Source organism: Streptomyces afghaniensis (assembly GCF_044327915.1).
GTDB lineage: Bacteria > Actinomycetota > Actinomycetes > Streptomycetales > Streptomycetaceae > Streptomyces > Streptomyces afghaniensis.
On the sequence record NZ_JBIRGJ010000004.1, the window covers coordinates 16,437 to 30,641 of the forward strand.

The window sequence follows — 14,205 nt, forward strand, 5'->3', positions numbered from 1 at the left end:
GCGTTGGACATCTGCTTCGATGTGACCGTGCAGGGGAGTAAGGACTCCCTTGCACGCCTGGCAGAAGTGCTGAGGCGGCTCGCAGAGGGCCGGCCGGGCGAGCTCGACGAAGACAGCGAGCTCTACTGGCAAGAAAATTTGCCAGAGTGGCTGGTGTCGAACTTTGCCACCAAGGCGAGTGGGGCGAAGTCGCGGGCATGGATGCGCATGTGGCGCTGGTCCTCTGAGTCGAAAAGAATCAAGATGGAAAGGGAATCTGGGTGGGAGCTGCTGGACTGGCTCTACTGGTTCTCCTCCGGAAATGAATTTTGGTCCCTCTCGGAGATCAGCTGGGGCGGGGGTGAGAGTATGTCGCTATCGCTTTCAGCTGCCGACAACCACATTCCAACTCAGGCGTTGGAATGGGTGGTCGAGAAAAGTGGGGCCGAGATAGTCTCAATCGGAGAACGGGATGGCCCTCGTTAGCGGTTCGACACCCTAAGAGGAGCTCGGGTAGCGAGCATTCGCAATGCGCGCAATTGCGGCCGTTCGGTGTTTGTGGCGGCGCGCCAATCCAAGGCGGGCCGCCAGCCGGTCGAAGGCTAGTACTCCAGCCGGACTTCTGTATTTGTCCTGGTCAACGGCCTGGCGGTGGGGAGTGGAGCGGGGGTTTGGCACGGGTGGGGCGGTCTTGGGCCGGTCGTCCCACCAACGTGTGCCGCGCCGCATGTAATGACAGCGTTGGGCACGTGCCTGGTGACGCCGCCATCTCGACCTCGACCAGTTCACCGCGTGGTCGCGGCGTGCAGGAGGGTGGCGGGGTTGAGCTGCCAGCAGACGACGGATTTCGGCTGGTGTGAGGTCCACGAGGTCGGGTGTGTCGGCCTGGTCACCCCTTTTCGCGCTCCTGAACGGCCATCACCGCGAGAAACACGTGGGCGAGCATGGCGAGCGTGATGTGCCGGTACCAGCCCACGTAGCGGCGGACCTCGTACTGGTCCAGGCCGCATTCGTTCTTCGCGCTCTGGAAGCACTCCTCGATCTTCCAGCGGCATCCGGCGACTCGGACCAGGTCGGCGACGGTGGCGTCCAGGGGAGCGCAGGCGAGGTAGTAGGCGATCTCGTCGGGCCTGCTGATGCTGCGGCGGGCCAGCATCCACCGTTGCCGGGTCGGCTCGTCGCCGTCGAACTCGGCCACGGTGGGCAGACGGGCGGCGGCCCAGTCGCAGAGCCGTTCGCCCTTGGCTCCGGGTCCCGCCGACAGGCACTGCCACGCCTCGGCCGGGGCTTGGGCGAGCAGATGATCGATGCGCGGGCCGTGGACCTGCTGCGACTTGCAGACGGCAACGACGTAGGAGAGCTCGACGTCTTCCAGGAAGCGACGGAAGTGCGAGTCCTGTCCGTGGGCTGAATCCGCGGTGACCCATGCGATGGGCAGAGGGGAGGCCAGGGCGCGCAGGATCATGTCGCGGGCGAGGTCGCCTTTGGTGGCTAAGGTGCGGGTCGTGGGTCACGCCGCTGGTGCGGGACGGCCGGCCGCAGGCGGAGCAGGGCGGCTCCTGCTGCATCCGCGCCCAGGTCTCGGCGAAGCTGGGCGCGGGCGGGGCGGGGGTGAGGGAGGCCGGGTCGACGCCGAGCTTGCGGGCGGCCTCCTCGTGGTTCATGCCTCCGCGGCTGCCGTCGCCTGTCGATGCGTGAAGTGATGGTCAGGCTGTTGCGGCCGGCCTCGATGGCGAGGTAGGCCTCACGCCCTTCCCCGTAGAGGCGCTGGGCATAGCGGGAGAACAGCAGGATGGCTTCGTCGGTTTGCCGTCGGCGCTCTTGAAGGTCGGTATCGACGGCCTGTTGCAGTTCCACGCTTTTCGCGGTGATTTGCCGGGCACTGGCTTCGAGGGTCTGCGCCGCTTCGAAGCGGTGTCGCAGCGCTTGGAGCGCCGCCTCTTCGCGCCCAAGGGCCGTCTGCAGGGCCGTCAGAGCCTCCAGCGCTCCTCCCTCGGCAAGGTCCCGAAGGAGGCGGGCTTGGTCTTCGCCCAAGCGTGCACGCTCGGAGCGGCGCGCTTGGAGCCGGTCTGTGAGTTCGGCGATCTCTTCTTCCAGGAAGCGCCGACGGTTGCGGACCACTGAGTGGTGGAACGTCTTCACGTCCTCGAACCGTTGGCGGACTTGGTCGTTGAGGACGACGCCGAGTTCGCGGTAGACGGGTTCGAGGTAGTCGACTTCGACGTCGGTGGTCTCGGTGACGGCTGCCTAGAGTTCTTCGAGGTTGTGCTGGTCGATCACATCCTCCTGTGCCAGCTGCTTGATGCGCCGGCTGACCTGGTCCGCTCTGTCTTTGAGACGTTCGTATTCGGGGACGACCTGGAAGGCTGCCACCTGTGCACGGAGCCGTTCCACCTGTGCCTCGGCCAGTGTGATCTGGCCCCTGAGGTCTGCGGTGGAGCCCACGATGCGCCCCCATACGGGGTCATCGACCGCTTTCTTCAGCTGGGCACGCGTTGCCTTTCGGGCGGCCAGCTGTCTGTATTCGTCGACGAGCTGCCAGTCCAGCCCAGCAGGTAGGCGAGGTTGGAGGCGGCTTCTGGGGCGGACTGCCGGGAGAAGGTACGGGTTGGCTCGTTGAAGCCGTGCGACGAGATACGTCGGGCTAGGAAGGAGAGCAGCACCCTTCCGCTCACGCCTGGGTGGTCGCCGCGCAGGCCGAAGAGGTCCCGCTCGATCAGCTGTGTCCACCGCTCTACGGGCAGCTCCATGGAACCTGTGCGGGGAAAGATGGCGCCGTCGTCCGTCCCGGTGACGTCCTCGCTCAGGGTCACGAATCCGGCACGCTGTCCGCTGCGGCGAACCATGAGCGGACTGCTGAGGCCAGGCCAGTCCATTTCTAGGTTGAACGTGGTCTGCCGCAGCGCCTTGTTCATGGCGAGCGTGGTGTTTGTCGCTCGCGCTCCGAGCAGGAAGTGGATCAGCTCGATCAGACTGGACTTGCCGGCGCTGTTGCGGCTGTCAGTGTCTGCGGATGAGGCGGTGGTGGACGCGACGATCAGGTTCAGGCCCCCGGTGAAGGACGCCTCTTTGAAGCGCTCGTCGTCAGCGCTCGTCGTCAGCGCTCAAGCGGCGCAGCATCCATGCTCCTTGCAACGAGGACGTCTTGGTCGAGCTCCACGGCACCCATGCTGTAGAGCACGTATCCGCCACTCCTGACCTGACCTGATCCCGCTACACCACAGGCCCCGGGGGAGGTCATCCCCGGGCCCGGCACATGGAGTCATGCTGCTCAACCACAGCGCGCGTCACGTGTCACGCGGTGTCCGGCTGCGGTTCCTCCAGCACGTCAGTGACCTTCGTCCTCCTACCCGGAGGAGGAAGACCAGCAGGAGCCCAGCAGGCGCTGTCACCCGGGGCCGGCCGCCTGAGCGGATAGACCGCGAGATGCGTTACGGGTTCGTGCCGTCTGTGTCCGGCACGAACCCTCGCGCGGTCAGCCTCCCATGCGGCTTTAAGACGTCATTTCACTTGGTTAGTCTGCGGTGGCATATGAGGGTCGCGGCGATGGCTGTGAAGGCGAGGACGTGGTCCGGCTTGCGTTCGTAGCGGCGGTGAAGGCGGCGGCAGCCGGTCAGCCAGGACATGGTCCGCTCCACGACCCAGCGGTGCCGGCCCAGACGCCGGGACGACTCGATGCCCTTGCGGGCAAGGCGATGCCGGATGCCACGGGAAGTCAGCCATTGCCGCAGGTGCCTGTAGTCGTAGCCCTTGTCACCGTGCAGCTTGCCGGGTCGGCGGCGACGCGGGCCACGCCGGGAGCGTTTGGGCGGGATGCCGCGGACCAGCGGGATGAGGGCCTGGTTGTCGTGGAGGTTCGCGGCGGAGATGCCGACCGACAGGGGCAGGCCCTGGCAGTCGACGATGAGGTGGATTTGCGATCCCTTCTTGCCACGGTCGGTCGGATTCGGTCCCGTCAACTGCCCCCTTTGAGGGCCCGGACACTGACCGAGTCGATCGCGCACCGCGACCAGGCCAGCTCGCCCCGGACACCGAGTTCATCCAGGACTAGGCGGTGAAGTTTGGCCCACACCCTGGCCTCGGTCCATTCGGTGAACCGGCGGAAGGCCGTCACGCCCGATAGGCCGAAGCCTGGAGGAAGTTGGTTCCAGGTGCAGCCCGAGGTGGCCACGAAGATGATGGCGGCCAGCACCTCGCGGTCCCCTCGCCGCCGGTGCCCTCCACCCTGAGGGCAGACCGGCGCCGGTGGCACGACCCGCTGGAACAACGTCCACAGGTCTTCCGGCGCCATCCGCTCGACAAGCGCAGCAGTCATCACCCCAGACTGCCGCAAGATCACGCCAACTGAAATGGCGTCTAAGACCGTGTCCTATGTGGTGAGGCGGACGTTGGTCCGATCATGGGGCGGGGTACGTGGAGTTGGATTGTTCCGGACGGGCTGTGGGAGATCGCGAAGCCGCTGATCCCTCCGTCGAGGGTGCGGCCACAGGGCGGCGGAACGCAGGACACTCCTGATGAGACGCTGTTCGCGGCCATCATCTACGTCCTGGTAAGCGGCTGCGCCTGGCGTCAATTGCCGCCGTGCTTCGGCATATCGAAGTCGACTGCCCATCGCCGCTTCCTGATCTGGTCGAGGGCCGGTGTCTGGGGCCGCCTCCACGAGGCCGTGCTGCACCGGCTCGACGACGCCGGCCTCATCGACGTCACTCGCGTAGTGCTCGACACCGCGTACGTCAGGGCTAAAAGGGGGGCGAACACACAGGTCCGAGCCCCGTGGACCGGGGCAAGCCGGGTTCCAAGATGCACGTCCTGTCGGACGCGAACGGACTGCCCCTTCTCGTCGGCGTCTCGGCCGGCAACACCCACGACAGCGAAGGGCTGCAGCCCATGATCGAGGGTCACCAAACGAGACACGACCCTCACAACGGCCGCTACTTCAAGCCTCAGCGCCTGCACGCGGACAAAGCCTACGACCGCCCCGACCTGCGCAGATGACTGCGTTGGAAGCGGATCGGAGTGCGCATCGCCCGCAAAGGGATCGAGTCCAGCGAACGATTAGGGCGCCGCCGCTGGGTGATCGAGCGGACCATGTCCTGGCTGTCCGGCTATCGAAGACTCAGCCCCCGCTATGAACGCAATCCCCGCAACTACCTGGCCTTTCTCGGACTGGCCGCAGCCATCTGCTGCTACAAGCGACTCGTCCGCCTCACCACATAGGACACGGTCTAAGTTGCTGCTGGCGGCCTCACACGGCGCATCGCCTGACAGGTGCCGGCATGACACCCGGTCTCACGAGCCAAAGGCCTTGATGTGTTCCGTGAGTTGCGGGACGACGTCGAAGAGGTCGCCGACGACGCCGTAGTCGACGAGGTCGAAGATCGGGGCCTCGGCGTCCTTGTTGATCGCCACGATCGTCTTCGAGGTCTGCATACCGGCGCGGTGCTGGATCGCGCCGGAGATGCCGGAGGCGATGTACAGCTGCGGCGAGACGGACTTGCCGGTCTGGCCGACCTGGTTGGTGTGCGGGTACCAGCCGGCGTCGACGGCGGCGCGCGAGGCACCGACGGCCGCGCCGAGGGAGTCGGCGAGGGCCTCGATGATCGCGAAGTTCTCCGCGCCGTTGACGCCACGGCCACCGGAGACCACGATCGCGGCCTCGGTCAGCTCCGGACGGCCCGTCGACTCACGCGGCGTGCGGCCGGTGACCTTGGTGCCGGTGGCCTGCGCGGAGAACGACACCGACAGGGCCTCGACCGCACCGGCGGCCGGGGCGGCCTCGACGGCCGCGCTGTTGGGCTTGACCGTGATGACCGGGGTGCCCTTGGAGACACGGGACTTGGTGGTGAAGGACGCGGCGAACACCGACTGCGTGGCCACCGGGCCCTCGTCGCCGGCCTCCAGGTCGACGGCGTCGGTGATGATGCCCGAGCCCAGACGCAGCGCCAGACGGGCGGCGATCTCCTTGCCCTCGGCGGAGGAGGGGACCAGCACGGCGGCCGGGGACACTGCGGCAACCGCGGCCTGGAGGGCATCGACCTTCGGTACGACCAGGTAGTCGGCGTACTCGGAGGCGTCGTGGGTGAGGACCTTGACCGCGCCGTGCTCGGCGAGCGTGGCGGCGGTGTCGGCGGCGCCGTTGCCGAGCGCGACGGCGACCGGCTCGCCGATGCGGCGGGCCAGGGTCAGCAGCTCCAGGGTGGGCTTGCGGACGGCACCGTCCACGTGGTCGACGTAGACGAGAACTTCAGCCATGGGACTTCTTCTCTCCTGCTTGCGAAAGATGAGGGGCGGTCAGCGAATGCGGGGCTCAGATGAACTTCTGGCCCGCGAGGAACTCAGCGAGCTGCTTGCCGCCCTCGCCCTCGTCCTTGACGATCGTGCCCGCGGTACGGGCCGGGCACTCGGCCGCGTTGTCGACCATGGTGTAGGCGCCCTCCAGACCGACCTCCTCCGCCTCGATGTCGAGGTCGGACAGGTCCCAGGACTGAACCGGCTTCTTCTTGGCCGCCATGATGCCCTTGAAGGACGGGTAACGCGCCTCGCCCGACTGGTCGGTCACCGACACGACCGCAGGCAGGGACGCCTCCAGCTGCTCTGAAGCGGCGTCACCATCGCGGCGGCCCCTTACCGTGCCGTCCACAACCGCCACCTCCGACAGCAGCGTCACCTGCGGCACACCCAGACGCTCGGCCAGCAGCGCGGGCACCACGCCCATCGCGCCGTCCGTCGACGCCATCCCGGAGATCACCAAGTCGTAGCCGGCCTTCTCGATCGCCTTGGCCAAGACCAGGGAGGTGCCGATGGCGTCCGTGCCGTGGATGTCGTCGTCCTCGACGTGGATGGCCTTGTCAGCGCCCATGGACAGCGCCTTGCGCAGGGCGTCCTTGGCGTCCTCGGGGCCCACCGTCAGGACGGTGATCTCCACGTCGTCGTCGGAGTTCTCGGAGATCTGCAGCGCCTGCTCGACCGCGTACTCGTCGAGCTCGGAGAGCAGACCGTCCACGTCGTCCCGGTCGACGGCCAGGTCATCGGCGAAGTGCCGGTCGCCAGTGGCGTCGGGCACGTACTTCACAGTGACAACAATCCTCAAGCTCATGCGTAACTCCTGCTCTCAGGCCGCGACTTCATCGATGAGGGCGATGACGACCTCGGCCTCGGTGGTGCTGTCTATCTGGTCGGTCGTGACGTCCGGTGCGAGTTCACGCAGGACGAGCATTTCTCCGTCGGCGACGTCGAAGACGCCCAGGTCGGTGATGATGCGGTGAACGCATGCTTTTCCGGTCAGCGGCAGTGTGCACTCGCGGACGATCTTGGGGCTGCCGTCCTTCGCGGTGTGCTCCATCAGTACGATCACACGCCGTGCCCCGTGGACCAGGTCCATGGCGCCGCCCATGCCCTTGACCATCTTGCCGGGCACACTCCAGTTGGCCAGGTCGCCGGTGGTGGAGACCTGCATGGCGCCGAGTACGGCGGTGTCGATGTGGCCGCCGCGGATCATGCCGAAGGACAGAGCCGAGTCGAAGCAGGAGGCCCCCGGGAGGACGGTGACCGTCTCCTTGCCCGCGTTGATCAGGTCGGGGTCGACCTCTGTCTCGTTCGGGTAGGGGCCGGTTCCCAGGATGCCGTTCTCGGAGTGCAGGACCACGTGGATGTCCGGGGGAAGGTGACCGGGGACGAGGGTGGGCAGGCCGATGCCGAGGTTGACATAGGAGCCGTCGGTCAGTTCCGCGGCGGCTCGGGCGGCCATCTGGTCGCGGTTCCAGGGCATCAGACTCGTACCGTCCTCTTCTCGATGAGCTTGTCGCCGGCCTGCTCGGGCGTGAGTGGCACGACCTGCTGCACGAACACGCCGGGCAGATGGATCTCGTCGGGATCGAGGGTTCCGGGCTCGACCAGTTCCTCGACCTCGGCCACGGTGATGCGGCCGGCCATGGCGGCGAGTGGGTTGAAGTTGCGGGCGGAGTGGTGGAAGACGAGGTTTCCGTGCCGGTCGCCCTTCACCGCCCGGACGAGTGCGAAGTCGGTCGTGATGGCCGTCTCCAGGATGTACTCGCGGCCGTGGAAGGTGCGCCGTTCCTTGCGTGGTGAGGCTACGGCGACGTTTCCGTCGGCGTCGAAGCGCCAGGGCAGGCCGCCCTCGGCCACCTGTGTGCCCACGCCTGCCGGGGTGTAGAACGCGGGGATGCCACAGCCACCCGCGCGCAGCCTCTCGGCGAGGGTTCCCTGGGGGATGAGCTCGACCTCCAGTTCCCCGGCGAGGTACTGGCGGGCGAACTCCTTGTTCTCCCCGACGTAGCTGCCGATGACCCGCGTGATGCGGCGGGCTGTGATCAAGGTGCCGAGGCCGGCACCGTCGACGCCGCAGTTGTTCGACACGACGTGGAGATCGGAAGCGCCGTGTTCGTAGAGGGCGTCGATGAGGACGGAAGGGATGCCGCACAGCCCGAAGCCGCCCACGGCGAGCGAGGCTCCGTGCGGTATGTCCGCGACGGCCTCCTGCGCGCTCACGCTGACCTTGTCCAACGTCGTCTGTCCTTTCGCTTTGTGCTGAGGCGCCCTCAGGTGGGTTCGCCGCCCTCGAAGTAGCCTGCGGTGGCACCGCCGTCGATCACGTACGTCATGCCGTTGGTGTACGAGGCTTCGGCGGAGGTGAGGTGTGCGACCGCCGCTGCCACCTCCTCCGGTCGCGCGAAGCGGCCGAGCGGCACGGTCGTGGCGTAGTAGCCGCGTACCTCGGGGCCGGTCCCCTCGAAGATCTGATCGGCCATCGGTGTCTCGACGAAGCCCGGGCAGACCGCGTTGGCGCGCACGCCCTGCGGTCCGTGATCGAGGGCCAGGCAGCGGACCAGTCCCACGACGCCGTGCTTGGACGCGCAGTAGGCGGCGAAGCCCTCGGCGCCCTGCACTCCCGCGTCCGAGCTGATCGCGGTGAACGCACCGCCCCGGCCTGGATCATCTGGGGGATGGTGTGCCTGGCCGTCAGGAAGACGCCCGTGAGGTTCACGTGCAGGGTGCGCTGCCAGTCCGCCGGCGAGAGGTCGACGACAGTGCCCGTGACGGCGATTCCGGCACACGCCACCGCGGTGGTCAGAGCACCGAACCGGCTCACTGCCCCGGTCACGGCCTGCCCGACGGCATCGTCGTTTCCGACGTCCCCGTGCAGGGGGAGGGCACGGCCGCCCTCGGCTGCGATCGTGGCAGCTGTGGCCTCGACCTTGTCCTTGGCGAGGTCGAACAGCGCGACCGCCGCTCCACGCGCCGCCAGTCGGCGAGCGACCGCCGCCCCGATGCCTGAGCCGGCGCCCGTGACGAAGGCGACCTCGTGTCCTTGTCCGTTCAAGTGGTCCTCCTGCCGCGCGCCGGGCCCGAACGGCGGAAGCCGGCGACATGGGCGGTGGCGGTACTTTGCGTGGATCGGTGGTGGCGTCCGGTGCCGGCTCTCGCCAGGGGAGGAGACGGGAGCCGGTCCCGGGCGCTCACCTACGAACCGTGACTGTTGATCAGGCAGTCGGAGAAGCGGCGCCGTGCCGCGCGGGAAGTCCCAGCATCGCCCGGTACTCGGCGGGCGTGGCCACGGGGCGTCCGGTCACCTCGGCGATCTGCTGACCGATGCGCAGCGCCTGGAGGTTGCTCTCGATGCGGTCGTCCCGGTGGGGCCAGAGGAAGTAGGTGTCCTCCATACCGACGCGGATGTGCAGGCCCATCAGGGCGGCCAGGGTCGCCACATGGGTGGAGGCGCGGCCGGCGGCGCAGACCATGATGAAGGCGTCGGGGTCGATGTCGCGGATCGCGCTGACCGTGCGAGTCAGGCCCTCGATCATCTGGCGCGGGTTCTCCATGGGGCTGCAGCCCGGGAGCGCCGGGAGGACGAGCCAGGCCGCGCCCTTCTCGATGAGCCCGCTCCTGAACAGGAACCGGTCGGCATTGGAGACGTCGGCGTCCGTGTACACCGCGATCTCGGGCTTGGCCCCGGCTTCGTTGATCAGCCGGACCTTCTCGATCATGATCGGCGCGGGCTTCACGAAGAGCGAGTCACCGATGTAGGTGGCCGTGGTGTTGATCGGGGCGGCGTCGAGCACGCCGGCCTGGAGCACCTCCTTCATCAAGTCCCACTCCCCGGCGAGCGCCGGCACCAGGCAGCCGTCGACGGCCAGTTCCGGGAACTCGTCGCGGAGCGGCTTGATCACCTGGCGGAAGCGGTCGGGAGACAGGACGTTGTAGCCCTCGTCGTCACGGACGTGGATGTGCACCGTGCTGGCGCCGGCGCGGGCGACCTCGCGGGCCGAGTCTAGGATCGCTCCCGGCGTCAGCGGCTGGTTGGGGTTCTGGTCGTGGCGGAAGAACGCGCCGGTGATGGCGACGGAGACGACCAGCTTCTCCGGAATGTCCCAGCGGTCGGAGATCCCGGCGTCGTGGAACGCGCTGTTCTCCAGGTCCAGAACGGTCGGGATGCCGTACGGACGCCAGATCATCTTCTCGTGCTCGCGTGCAACGCCCTTGGCGACGCGGTCCCAGTTGACGTTTGCCATGTCGGTGTTCCTTAGGTGTGGCTTACAGGGGGGAGGAGGCTTGTCTGTGCGACAAGTGGTTCAGCGGGGCTGGTAGTTGGGCAGCCACTGCGGCTCGTGGGGCGTGGAGCGGTCCTGCCGCATCCACGCGGGCTGTCCGTAGATGGACTGGCCGCCGTCGACGACGAGGGCGGCGCCGGTGATCCACCGGGCTTCGGGGGAGGCCAGGTACTCGACCGCGGAGGTCACGTCGTCGGGCTTGCCCAGCCGGCCCAGCGGGGTGAGCTGCAGAAGGCCCTCCGTGACGCCGGGCTCGTCGAGCATCTGCCGGGTCATGGCGGTGGCGATCGCGCCGGGAAGTACGGCGTTGACGCGGATGCGGTGCACGCCCAGTTCGGCGGAGGCGGACCGTACCAGCGACAGCAGCGCGGCCTTGGTGACGTTGTACGCGCTGACGTAGTCGGTGTGTCCCAGGGCCAGGTTGGAGGAGATCACGGTGATCCAGCCGCCGGTGCGGGCGGCGGCCATCACCTGGGCGGCGGCCTGGCAGACGTGGAAGGTACCGCTGAGGTTGACCTCGACATGCCGGTCCCAGACCTTGGCCGGCATGTCGAGGAAGCCGCCGAACCTGGCGTAGCCGGCGTTGGCGACCAGGCCGTCGATACGGCCGAACTCGTCGCGGACGGCGTCCATGGCCTCGTCGATCCGGGCACGGGACGTCTGGTCCACGACGAAGGTGCGGATCCGGTCCTGGGAGTACTCCGCGGCCCAGGCGTCGGCCGCCTCCTTCAGGGCGTCCTCGGCCCGGTCGAGCGCCACGACCACGGCACCTGCGGCCAGTTGGGAGGAGACGAGTGCCGAGCCGAGGTCGCCGGCGGCACCGGTGACCACGACGACGGGCCTGTCGGTGACGTCAGGCATGGGCGATCCTCAGGGCGGTGTCGACACGGGCTGCGGCCTCCTGCGCCCACTGCTCGACCTGCCCGAAGACCTCCGGCCGTCCCCAGGCGTAGGAGACGGGCGTGAGGGCGACGCGGCCTTCGTTGAGGGCGGCGAAGTCGGTGCCGTCCTCGTCGTGGATGGGAGGGTCGGTGTCGAGGTTGACGTGGAAGGTGTAGTAGCCGTGGCCGTGCTCGGTGGTGGCCGTTTCCAGCCCGCCGCGACGGTAGGCGCGGCGGCCCAGGCGCGTGACCGCCGTGCCGGCCGTGGGCGCGATGCCGGGCGCGTTGGCGTTGACGACAGTGCGGGCCGGGAGCGGGGTGTCCAGGGCGAGTCGTGCCAGTTCGGCGGTGACGGCGCCCGAGGTCTCCCAGTCGTAGCCGGTACGGTCGACCAGGCGGAAGCGCCGGTCGCGAGACTGCTGGGAGACCGCGATACCCGCGATACCGAGCAGCGCGCCCTCGACCGCAGCCCCGAACGTGCTCGAGTACGTGGTGTCGTCGCCGAGGTTGGCGCCCTCGTTGATGCCGGACACCACCACGGCGGCCTCGTGGGCGAGGTCGGACATCAGGCCCACCCGTACGCAGTCGACGGGGGTGCCGTCGCAGGCGTAGATCGGGTTGGCGTCGTCGCCGCCGACAAGGTCGACGCGGACGGGCCTGCGGAAGGTGGCCGCTCGGGAGTTGCCGCTGCGGGGGCCGTCGGGGGCCACGGTGATGACGCGCAGGCCCGCCTTCAGCATGGCCTCGCGGGCGGCGGCCAGGCCGTCGGACTGGTAGCCGTCGTCGTTGGTCAGCAGGATCGTCATGCGGAGGTGCCTTCTGTGATGAGAGTCGGACGGCCGGGCGTCAGTGCGGTCACACCTGGCACGGTGGTCGGCTTGCCTTCGACGGCCCATTCCGCGGCGCTCGCACCCGCGATGGCGCCCATCGTGACGCCGACTCCGCCGAGGCCGGCGCAGGTGATGACGGTCGGGTCGCCGGGCTCCGGCCCGAGGATGAACCGGCCGTCGGGGCTCAGCGGGTACAGGCCGGTCCAGCCGGGCTTGAAGCCGAGGTCCTCGACGGTGAACCGCTCGGTGAGGGCTCCCGCGACCTCGATGAGGTAGTCCTCCTCGACCCTGGTGCGGTACTTGTCGGGGTCGGCCGCGGGCAGGTCGTCGAGGACGACGTAGGTGTGCATGCCCGCGATGAGGGAGTCCGGGCCGTCCTGCCGGAAGTACAGGGCCTCGCCTTCCTGGCCGGGCATGTACAGGTTCACCATGGGGACGACGTAGCCGAGGTCGCGGGGCAGCTGGACCTGGATGACCTCGTGGACCTGCGGGATGAGCGGCACTGGCTGCCCGAGCAGGGCTCCGACCTTGGAGGCCCAGGGCCCGGCCGCGTTGATGACGATGTCCGCGACGACCTCTTCGCGTGAGGTCGTCAGGATGTGGCGCCCGTCGCCGCTCACCTCGTGTCCGAGCAGCTTGGCCTTGCTGAGCAGTTCGGCGCCCATGTCGCGGGCATCGGCGAGCAGGGCCTCGCACAGCATGTGGCCGTCGAGGTGGCCGTCGTTGGGGCCGAGGAGGCCCCCGGCCAGGTCGTCGGTGCGCAGGTCGGGGACCAGTTTCTGCAGCCCGGCACGGTCGAGGAGCCGGGAGTCGTCGGCGCCGAAGCTCCTCTGGATCTCGATCACTTCGGCCAGGCGCGCCATGTCGGACTCGCGGCCGGCCACGCGGATGTTGCCGATGCGGGCCAGGTGCAGATCGCGGTCTCGCTCCAGGCGGAAGTACAGCTCGCGGGCGCGGACGCGGATCTCGATGTCGAGCGGGTCGAGCGTCTGGATGTTGTACACGCCGGCGCTGCGGCCCGAGGAGCCGGAGGCGGGGTGGTCCTGTTCGATCACGACGACCCGCTCGGCGCCGAGTTCGGCGGCGCGCAGGGCGGCGCCGCAGCCGGCGGTGCCCGCGCCGATGATCGCTATGGTGGGGCCGGTCATGACTGTGCCTCTCCGCCGGTGTCCGGCAGGGTTTCCAGGATGTAGAGGTTGGCGAGGGTGCCGCCGTCGACGAGGAGGTCGACTCCGGTGATGCCCGAGGCGGCCGGGCCGGCCAGATAGCCAACGGCGTGGGCGACCTCCTCGGTGGTGATGAGCCTGCGCATCGGGACCCGGGCGAAGCTGTTCTGCATGTAGGCGAGCATCTGCGGGCCGACGGCCTCGGCCGCCATGTCGGTGTGCACCCAGCCGGGACTCACGGAGTTGACGCGGATTCCGGCGGGCGCGAGTTCGACCGCGGCGGACTTGGTCAGGCTCACGAGCCCGGCCTTGGCCGCGATGTAGCTCGCGAAGGGGCCGTCGGCGCCGTGGGCGTCGATCGAGCTGATGTTGACGACCGACGAGCCGGGCTTCATCACGGTGGCGGCGCGCTGGGTGAGCAGGAACGGCGCGGTGAGGTTGACGGTCAGGACCCGTTCCCACGACTCGCGCGTGATGTCGGCGAAGGGGGCTTCCTCGGCGATCCCGGCGTTGTTGACGAGAATGTCGAGTCCGCCTGCCCAGGCGACGACCTCGTCGACGGTGCGGGCGATGTCGGCGTCGGCCGTCACGTCGGCGATGATCCCGAGGACGTCGTGCCCGGCGGCGCTCAGTTCTTGGGTGGCTGTCTTGACGGAGTCCGTGCCGCGGCCGACGAGCGCCACACGGGCGCCGTCCTGCGCGAGCCGGCGGCTGATGGCGAGCCCGATGCCGCGGGTACCGCCGGTGACGAGGGCCGTCCTGCCGGTGAGGTGTGCCATGG

The 14,205-nt window shown here is 68.5% G+C and carries 13 protein-coding genes and 4 pseudogenes; 2 read left to right on the top strand and 15 right to left on the bottom strand.

The window, feature by feature from the left end; translation table 11 throughout:
* Positions 1 to 3 precede the first annotated feature (3 nt).
* Positions 4 to 465 carry a hypothetical protein gene (locus ACH4G3_RS14605; RefSeq protein ID WP_397624778.1) on the top strand — a complete coding sequence of 154 codons (462 nt, stop codon included), beginning with the start codon at positions 4 to 6 and terminating at the stop codon, positions 463 to 465.
* Positions 466 to 868: 403 nt separating this feature from the next.
* On the opposite strand, the pseudogene ACH4G3_RS14610 reads toward ACH4G3_RS14605, so the two are convergent.
* The 5 genes and pseudogenes from ACH4G3_RS14610 to ACH4G3_RS14630 all read right to left on the bottom strand — a co-directional run.
* Positions 869 to 1,489, bottom strand: a pseudogene (locus tag ACH4G3_RS14610) (IS701 family transposase); the annotation flags it as partial.
* Positions 1,471 to 2,151 (bottom strand): annotated as a pseudogene (locus tag ACH4G3_RS14615) (ABC-three component system protein); the annotation flags it as partial. The pseudogenes ACH4G3_RS14610 and ACH4G3_RS14615, both read right to left, overlap by 19 nt.
* Before the next feature lie 75 nt (positions 2,152 to 2,226).
* Entirely contained in the window at positions 2,227 to 2,424 is a 198-nt protein-coding gene (locus ACH4G3_RS14620; RefSeq protein WP_397624780.1) for a hypothetical protein, read from the bottom strand.
* Between the two features lie 35 nt (positions 2,425 to 2,459).
* Complete coding sequence (locus tag ACH4G3_RS14625) at positions 2,460 to 2,894, bottom strand: hypothetical protein (RefSeq protein ID WP_397624781.1); 435 nt, start codon at positions 2,892 to 2,894, stop codon at positions 2,460 to 2,462.
* A 591-nt stretch (positions 2,895 to 3,485) separates the two neighbouring features.
* Positions 3,486 to 4,294, bottom strand: a protein-coding gene (locus ACH4G3_RS14630) for an IS5 family transposase (protein ID WP_397625488.1) whose coding sequence is annotated in 2 segments (ribosomal slippage) — positions 3,486 to 3,944 and positions 3,947 to 4,294 — 807 coding nt in all. Because the reading frame shifts where the segments join, the coding sequence is not laid out codon by codon here.
* Between the two features lie 84 nt (positions 4,295 to 4,378).
* Between ACH4G3_RS14630 and ACH4G3_RS14635 the strand changes: the two are divergent.
* Positions 4,379 to 5,196, top strand: a pseudogene (locus ACH4G3_RS14635) (IS5 family transposase).
* Positions 5,197 to 5,268: 72 nt separating this feature from the next.
* Here ACH4G3_RS14635 and ACH4G3_RS14640 read toward each other — a convergent pair.
* The 10 genes and pseudogenes from ACH4G3_RS14640 to ACH4G3_RS14685 form a co-directional block, all read right to left on the bottom strand.
* A complete protein-coding gene (locus ACH4G3_RS14640) occupies positions 5,269 to 6,231 on the bottom strand; it encodes an electron transfer flavoprotein subunit alpha/FixB family protein (RefSeq protein ID WP_397624782.1) in 963 nt (320 codons plus the stop codon).
* Between the two features lie 55 nt (positions 6,232 to 6,286).
* Positions 6,287 to 7,075: an electron transfer flavoprotein subunit beta/FixA family protein gene (locus ACH4G3_RS14645; protein ID WP_397624783.1), complete on the bottom strand. Its 789-nt coding sequence runs from the start codon at positions 7,073 to 7,075 to the stop codon at positions 6,287 to 6,289.
* Between the two features lie 15 nt (positions 7,076 to 7,090).
* The gene (locus ACH4G3_RS14650) at positions 7,091 to 7,747 is read right to left on the bottom strand and encodes a CoA transferase subunit B (RefSeq protein ID WP_397624784.1); all 657 of its coding nucleotides are present in this window, start codon (positions 7,745 to 7,747) and stop codon (positions 7,091 to 7,093) included.
* Entirely contained in the window at positions 7,747 to 8,502 is a 756-nt protein-coding gene (locus ACH4G3_RS14655; protein WP_397624785.1) for a CoA transferase subunit A, read from the bottom strand. Before ACH4G3_RS14655 ends, ACH4G3_RS14650 begins: the two co-directional genes overlap by 1 nt.
* 35 nt (positions 8,503 to 8,537) lie before the next feature.
* Positions 8,538 to 9,368 (bottom strand): annotated as a pseudogene (locus ACH4G3_RS14660) (SDR family NAD(P)-dependent oxidoreductase); the annotation flags it as partial.
* A 111-nt stretch (positions 9,369 to 9,479) separates the two neighbouring features.
* A complete protein-coding gene (locus ACH4G3_RS14665) occupies positions 9,480 to 10,508 on the bottom strand; it encodes a beta-keto acid cleavage family enzyme (RefSeq protein ID WP_397624786.1) in 1,029 nt (342 codons plus the stop codon).
* A 60-nt stretch (positions 10,509 to 10,568) separates the two neighbouring features.
* Complete coding sequence (locus ACH4G3_RS14670; RefSeq protein WP_397624787.1) at positions 10,569 to 11,408, bottom strand: SDR family NAD(P)-dependent oxidoreductase; 840 nt, start codon at positions 11,406 to 11,408, stop codon at positions 10,569 to 10,571.
* The gene (surE, locus tag ACH4G3_RS14675) at positions 11,401 to 12,234 is read right to left on the bottom strand and encodes a 5'/3'-nucleotidase SurE (RefSeq protein WP_397624788.1); all 834 of its coding nucleotides are present in this window, start codon (positions 12,232 to 12,234) and stop codon (positions 11,401 to 11,403) included. The genes ACH4G3_RS14670 and surE overlap by 8 nt, the downstream gene beginning before the upstream one ends.
* Positions 12,231 to 13,406 (bottom strand): NAD(P)/FAD-dependent oxidoreductase, encoded by a 1,176-nt coding sequence (locus tag ACH4G3_RS14680; RefSeq protein ID WP_397624789.1) that lies wholly within the window; start codon positions 13,404 to 13,406, stop codon positions 12,231 to 12,233. Before ACH4G3_RS14680 ends, surE begins: the two co-directional genes overlap by 4 nt.
* Positions 13,403 to 14,203 (bottom strand): SDR family NAD(P)-dependent oxidoreductase, encoded by an 801-nt coding sequence (locus ACH4G3_RS14685; RefSeq protein WP_397624790.1) that lies wholly within the window; start codon positions 14,201 to 14,203, stop codon positions 13,403 to 13,405. Before ACH4G3_RS14685 ends, ACH4G3_RS14680 begins: the two co-directional genes overlap by 4 nt.
* Positions 14,204 to 14,205 lie beyond the last annotated feature (2 nt).

Excerpts from the sequence above, each read along its gene's own strand:
- ACH4G3_RS14625 (WP_397624781.1), bottom strand. The coding sequence starts at position 2,894 with ATGAACAAGGCGCTGCGGCAGACCACGTTCAACCTAGAAATGGACTGG.
- ACH4G3_RS14640 (WP_397624782.1), bottom strand. The coding sequence starts at position 6,231 with ATGGCTGAAGTTCTCGTCTACGTCGACCACGTGGACGGTGCCGTCCGC.
- ACH4G3_RS14645 (WP_397624783.1), bottom strand. The coding sequence starts at position 7,075 with ATGAGCTTGAGGATTGTTGTCACTGTGAAGTACGTGCCCGACGCCACT.
- ACH4G3_RS14650 (WP_397624784.1), bottom strand. The coding sequence starts at position 7,747 with ATGCCCTGGAACCGCGACCAGATGGCCGCCCGAGCCGCCGCGGAACTG.
- ACH4G3_RS14665 (WP_397624786.1), bottom strand. The coding sequence starts at position 10,508 with ATGGCAAACGTCAACTGGGACCGCGTCGCCAAGGGCGTTGCACGCGAG.
- ACH4G3_RS14670 (WP_397624787.1), bottom strand. The coding sequence starts at position 11,408 with ATGCCTGACGTCACCGACAGGCCCGTCGTCGTGGTCACCGGTGCCGCC.
- surE (WP_397624788.1), bottom strand. The coding sequence starts at position 12,234 with ATGACGATCCTGCTGACCAACGACGACGGCTACCAGTCCGACGGCCTG.
- ACH4G3_RS14680 (WP_397624789.1), bottom strand. The coding sequence starts at position 13,406 with ATGACCGGCCCCACCATAGCGATCATCGGCGCGGGCACCGCCGGCTGC.
- ACH4G3_RS14685 (WP_397624790.1), bottom strand. The coding sequence starts at position 14,203 with ATGGCACACCTCACCGGCAGGACGGCCCTCGTCACCGGCGGTACCCGC.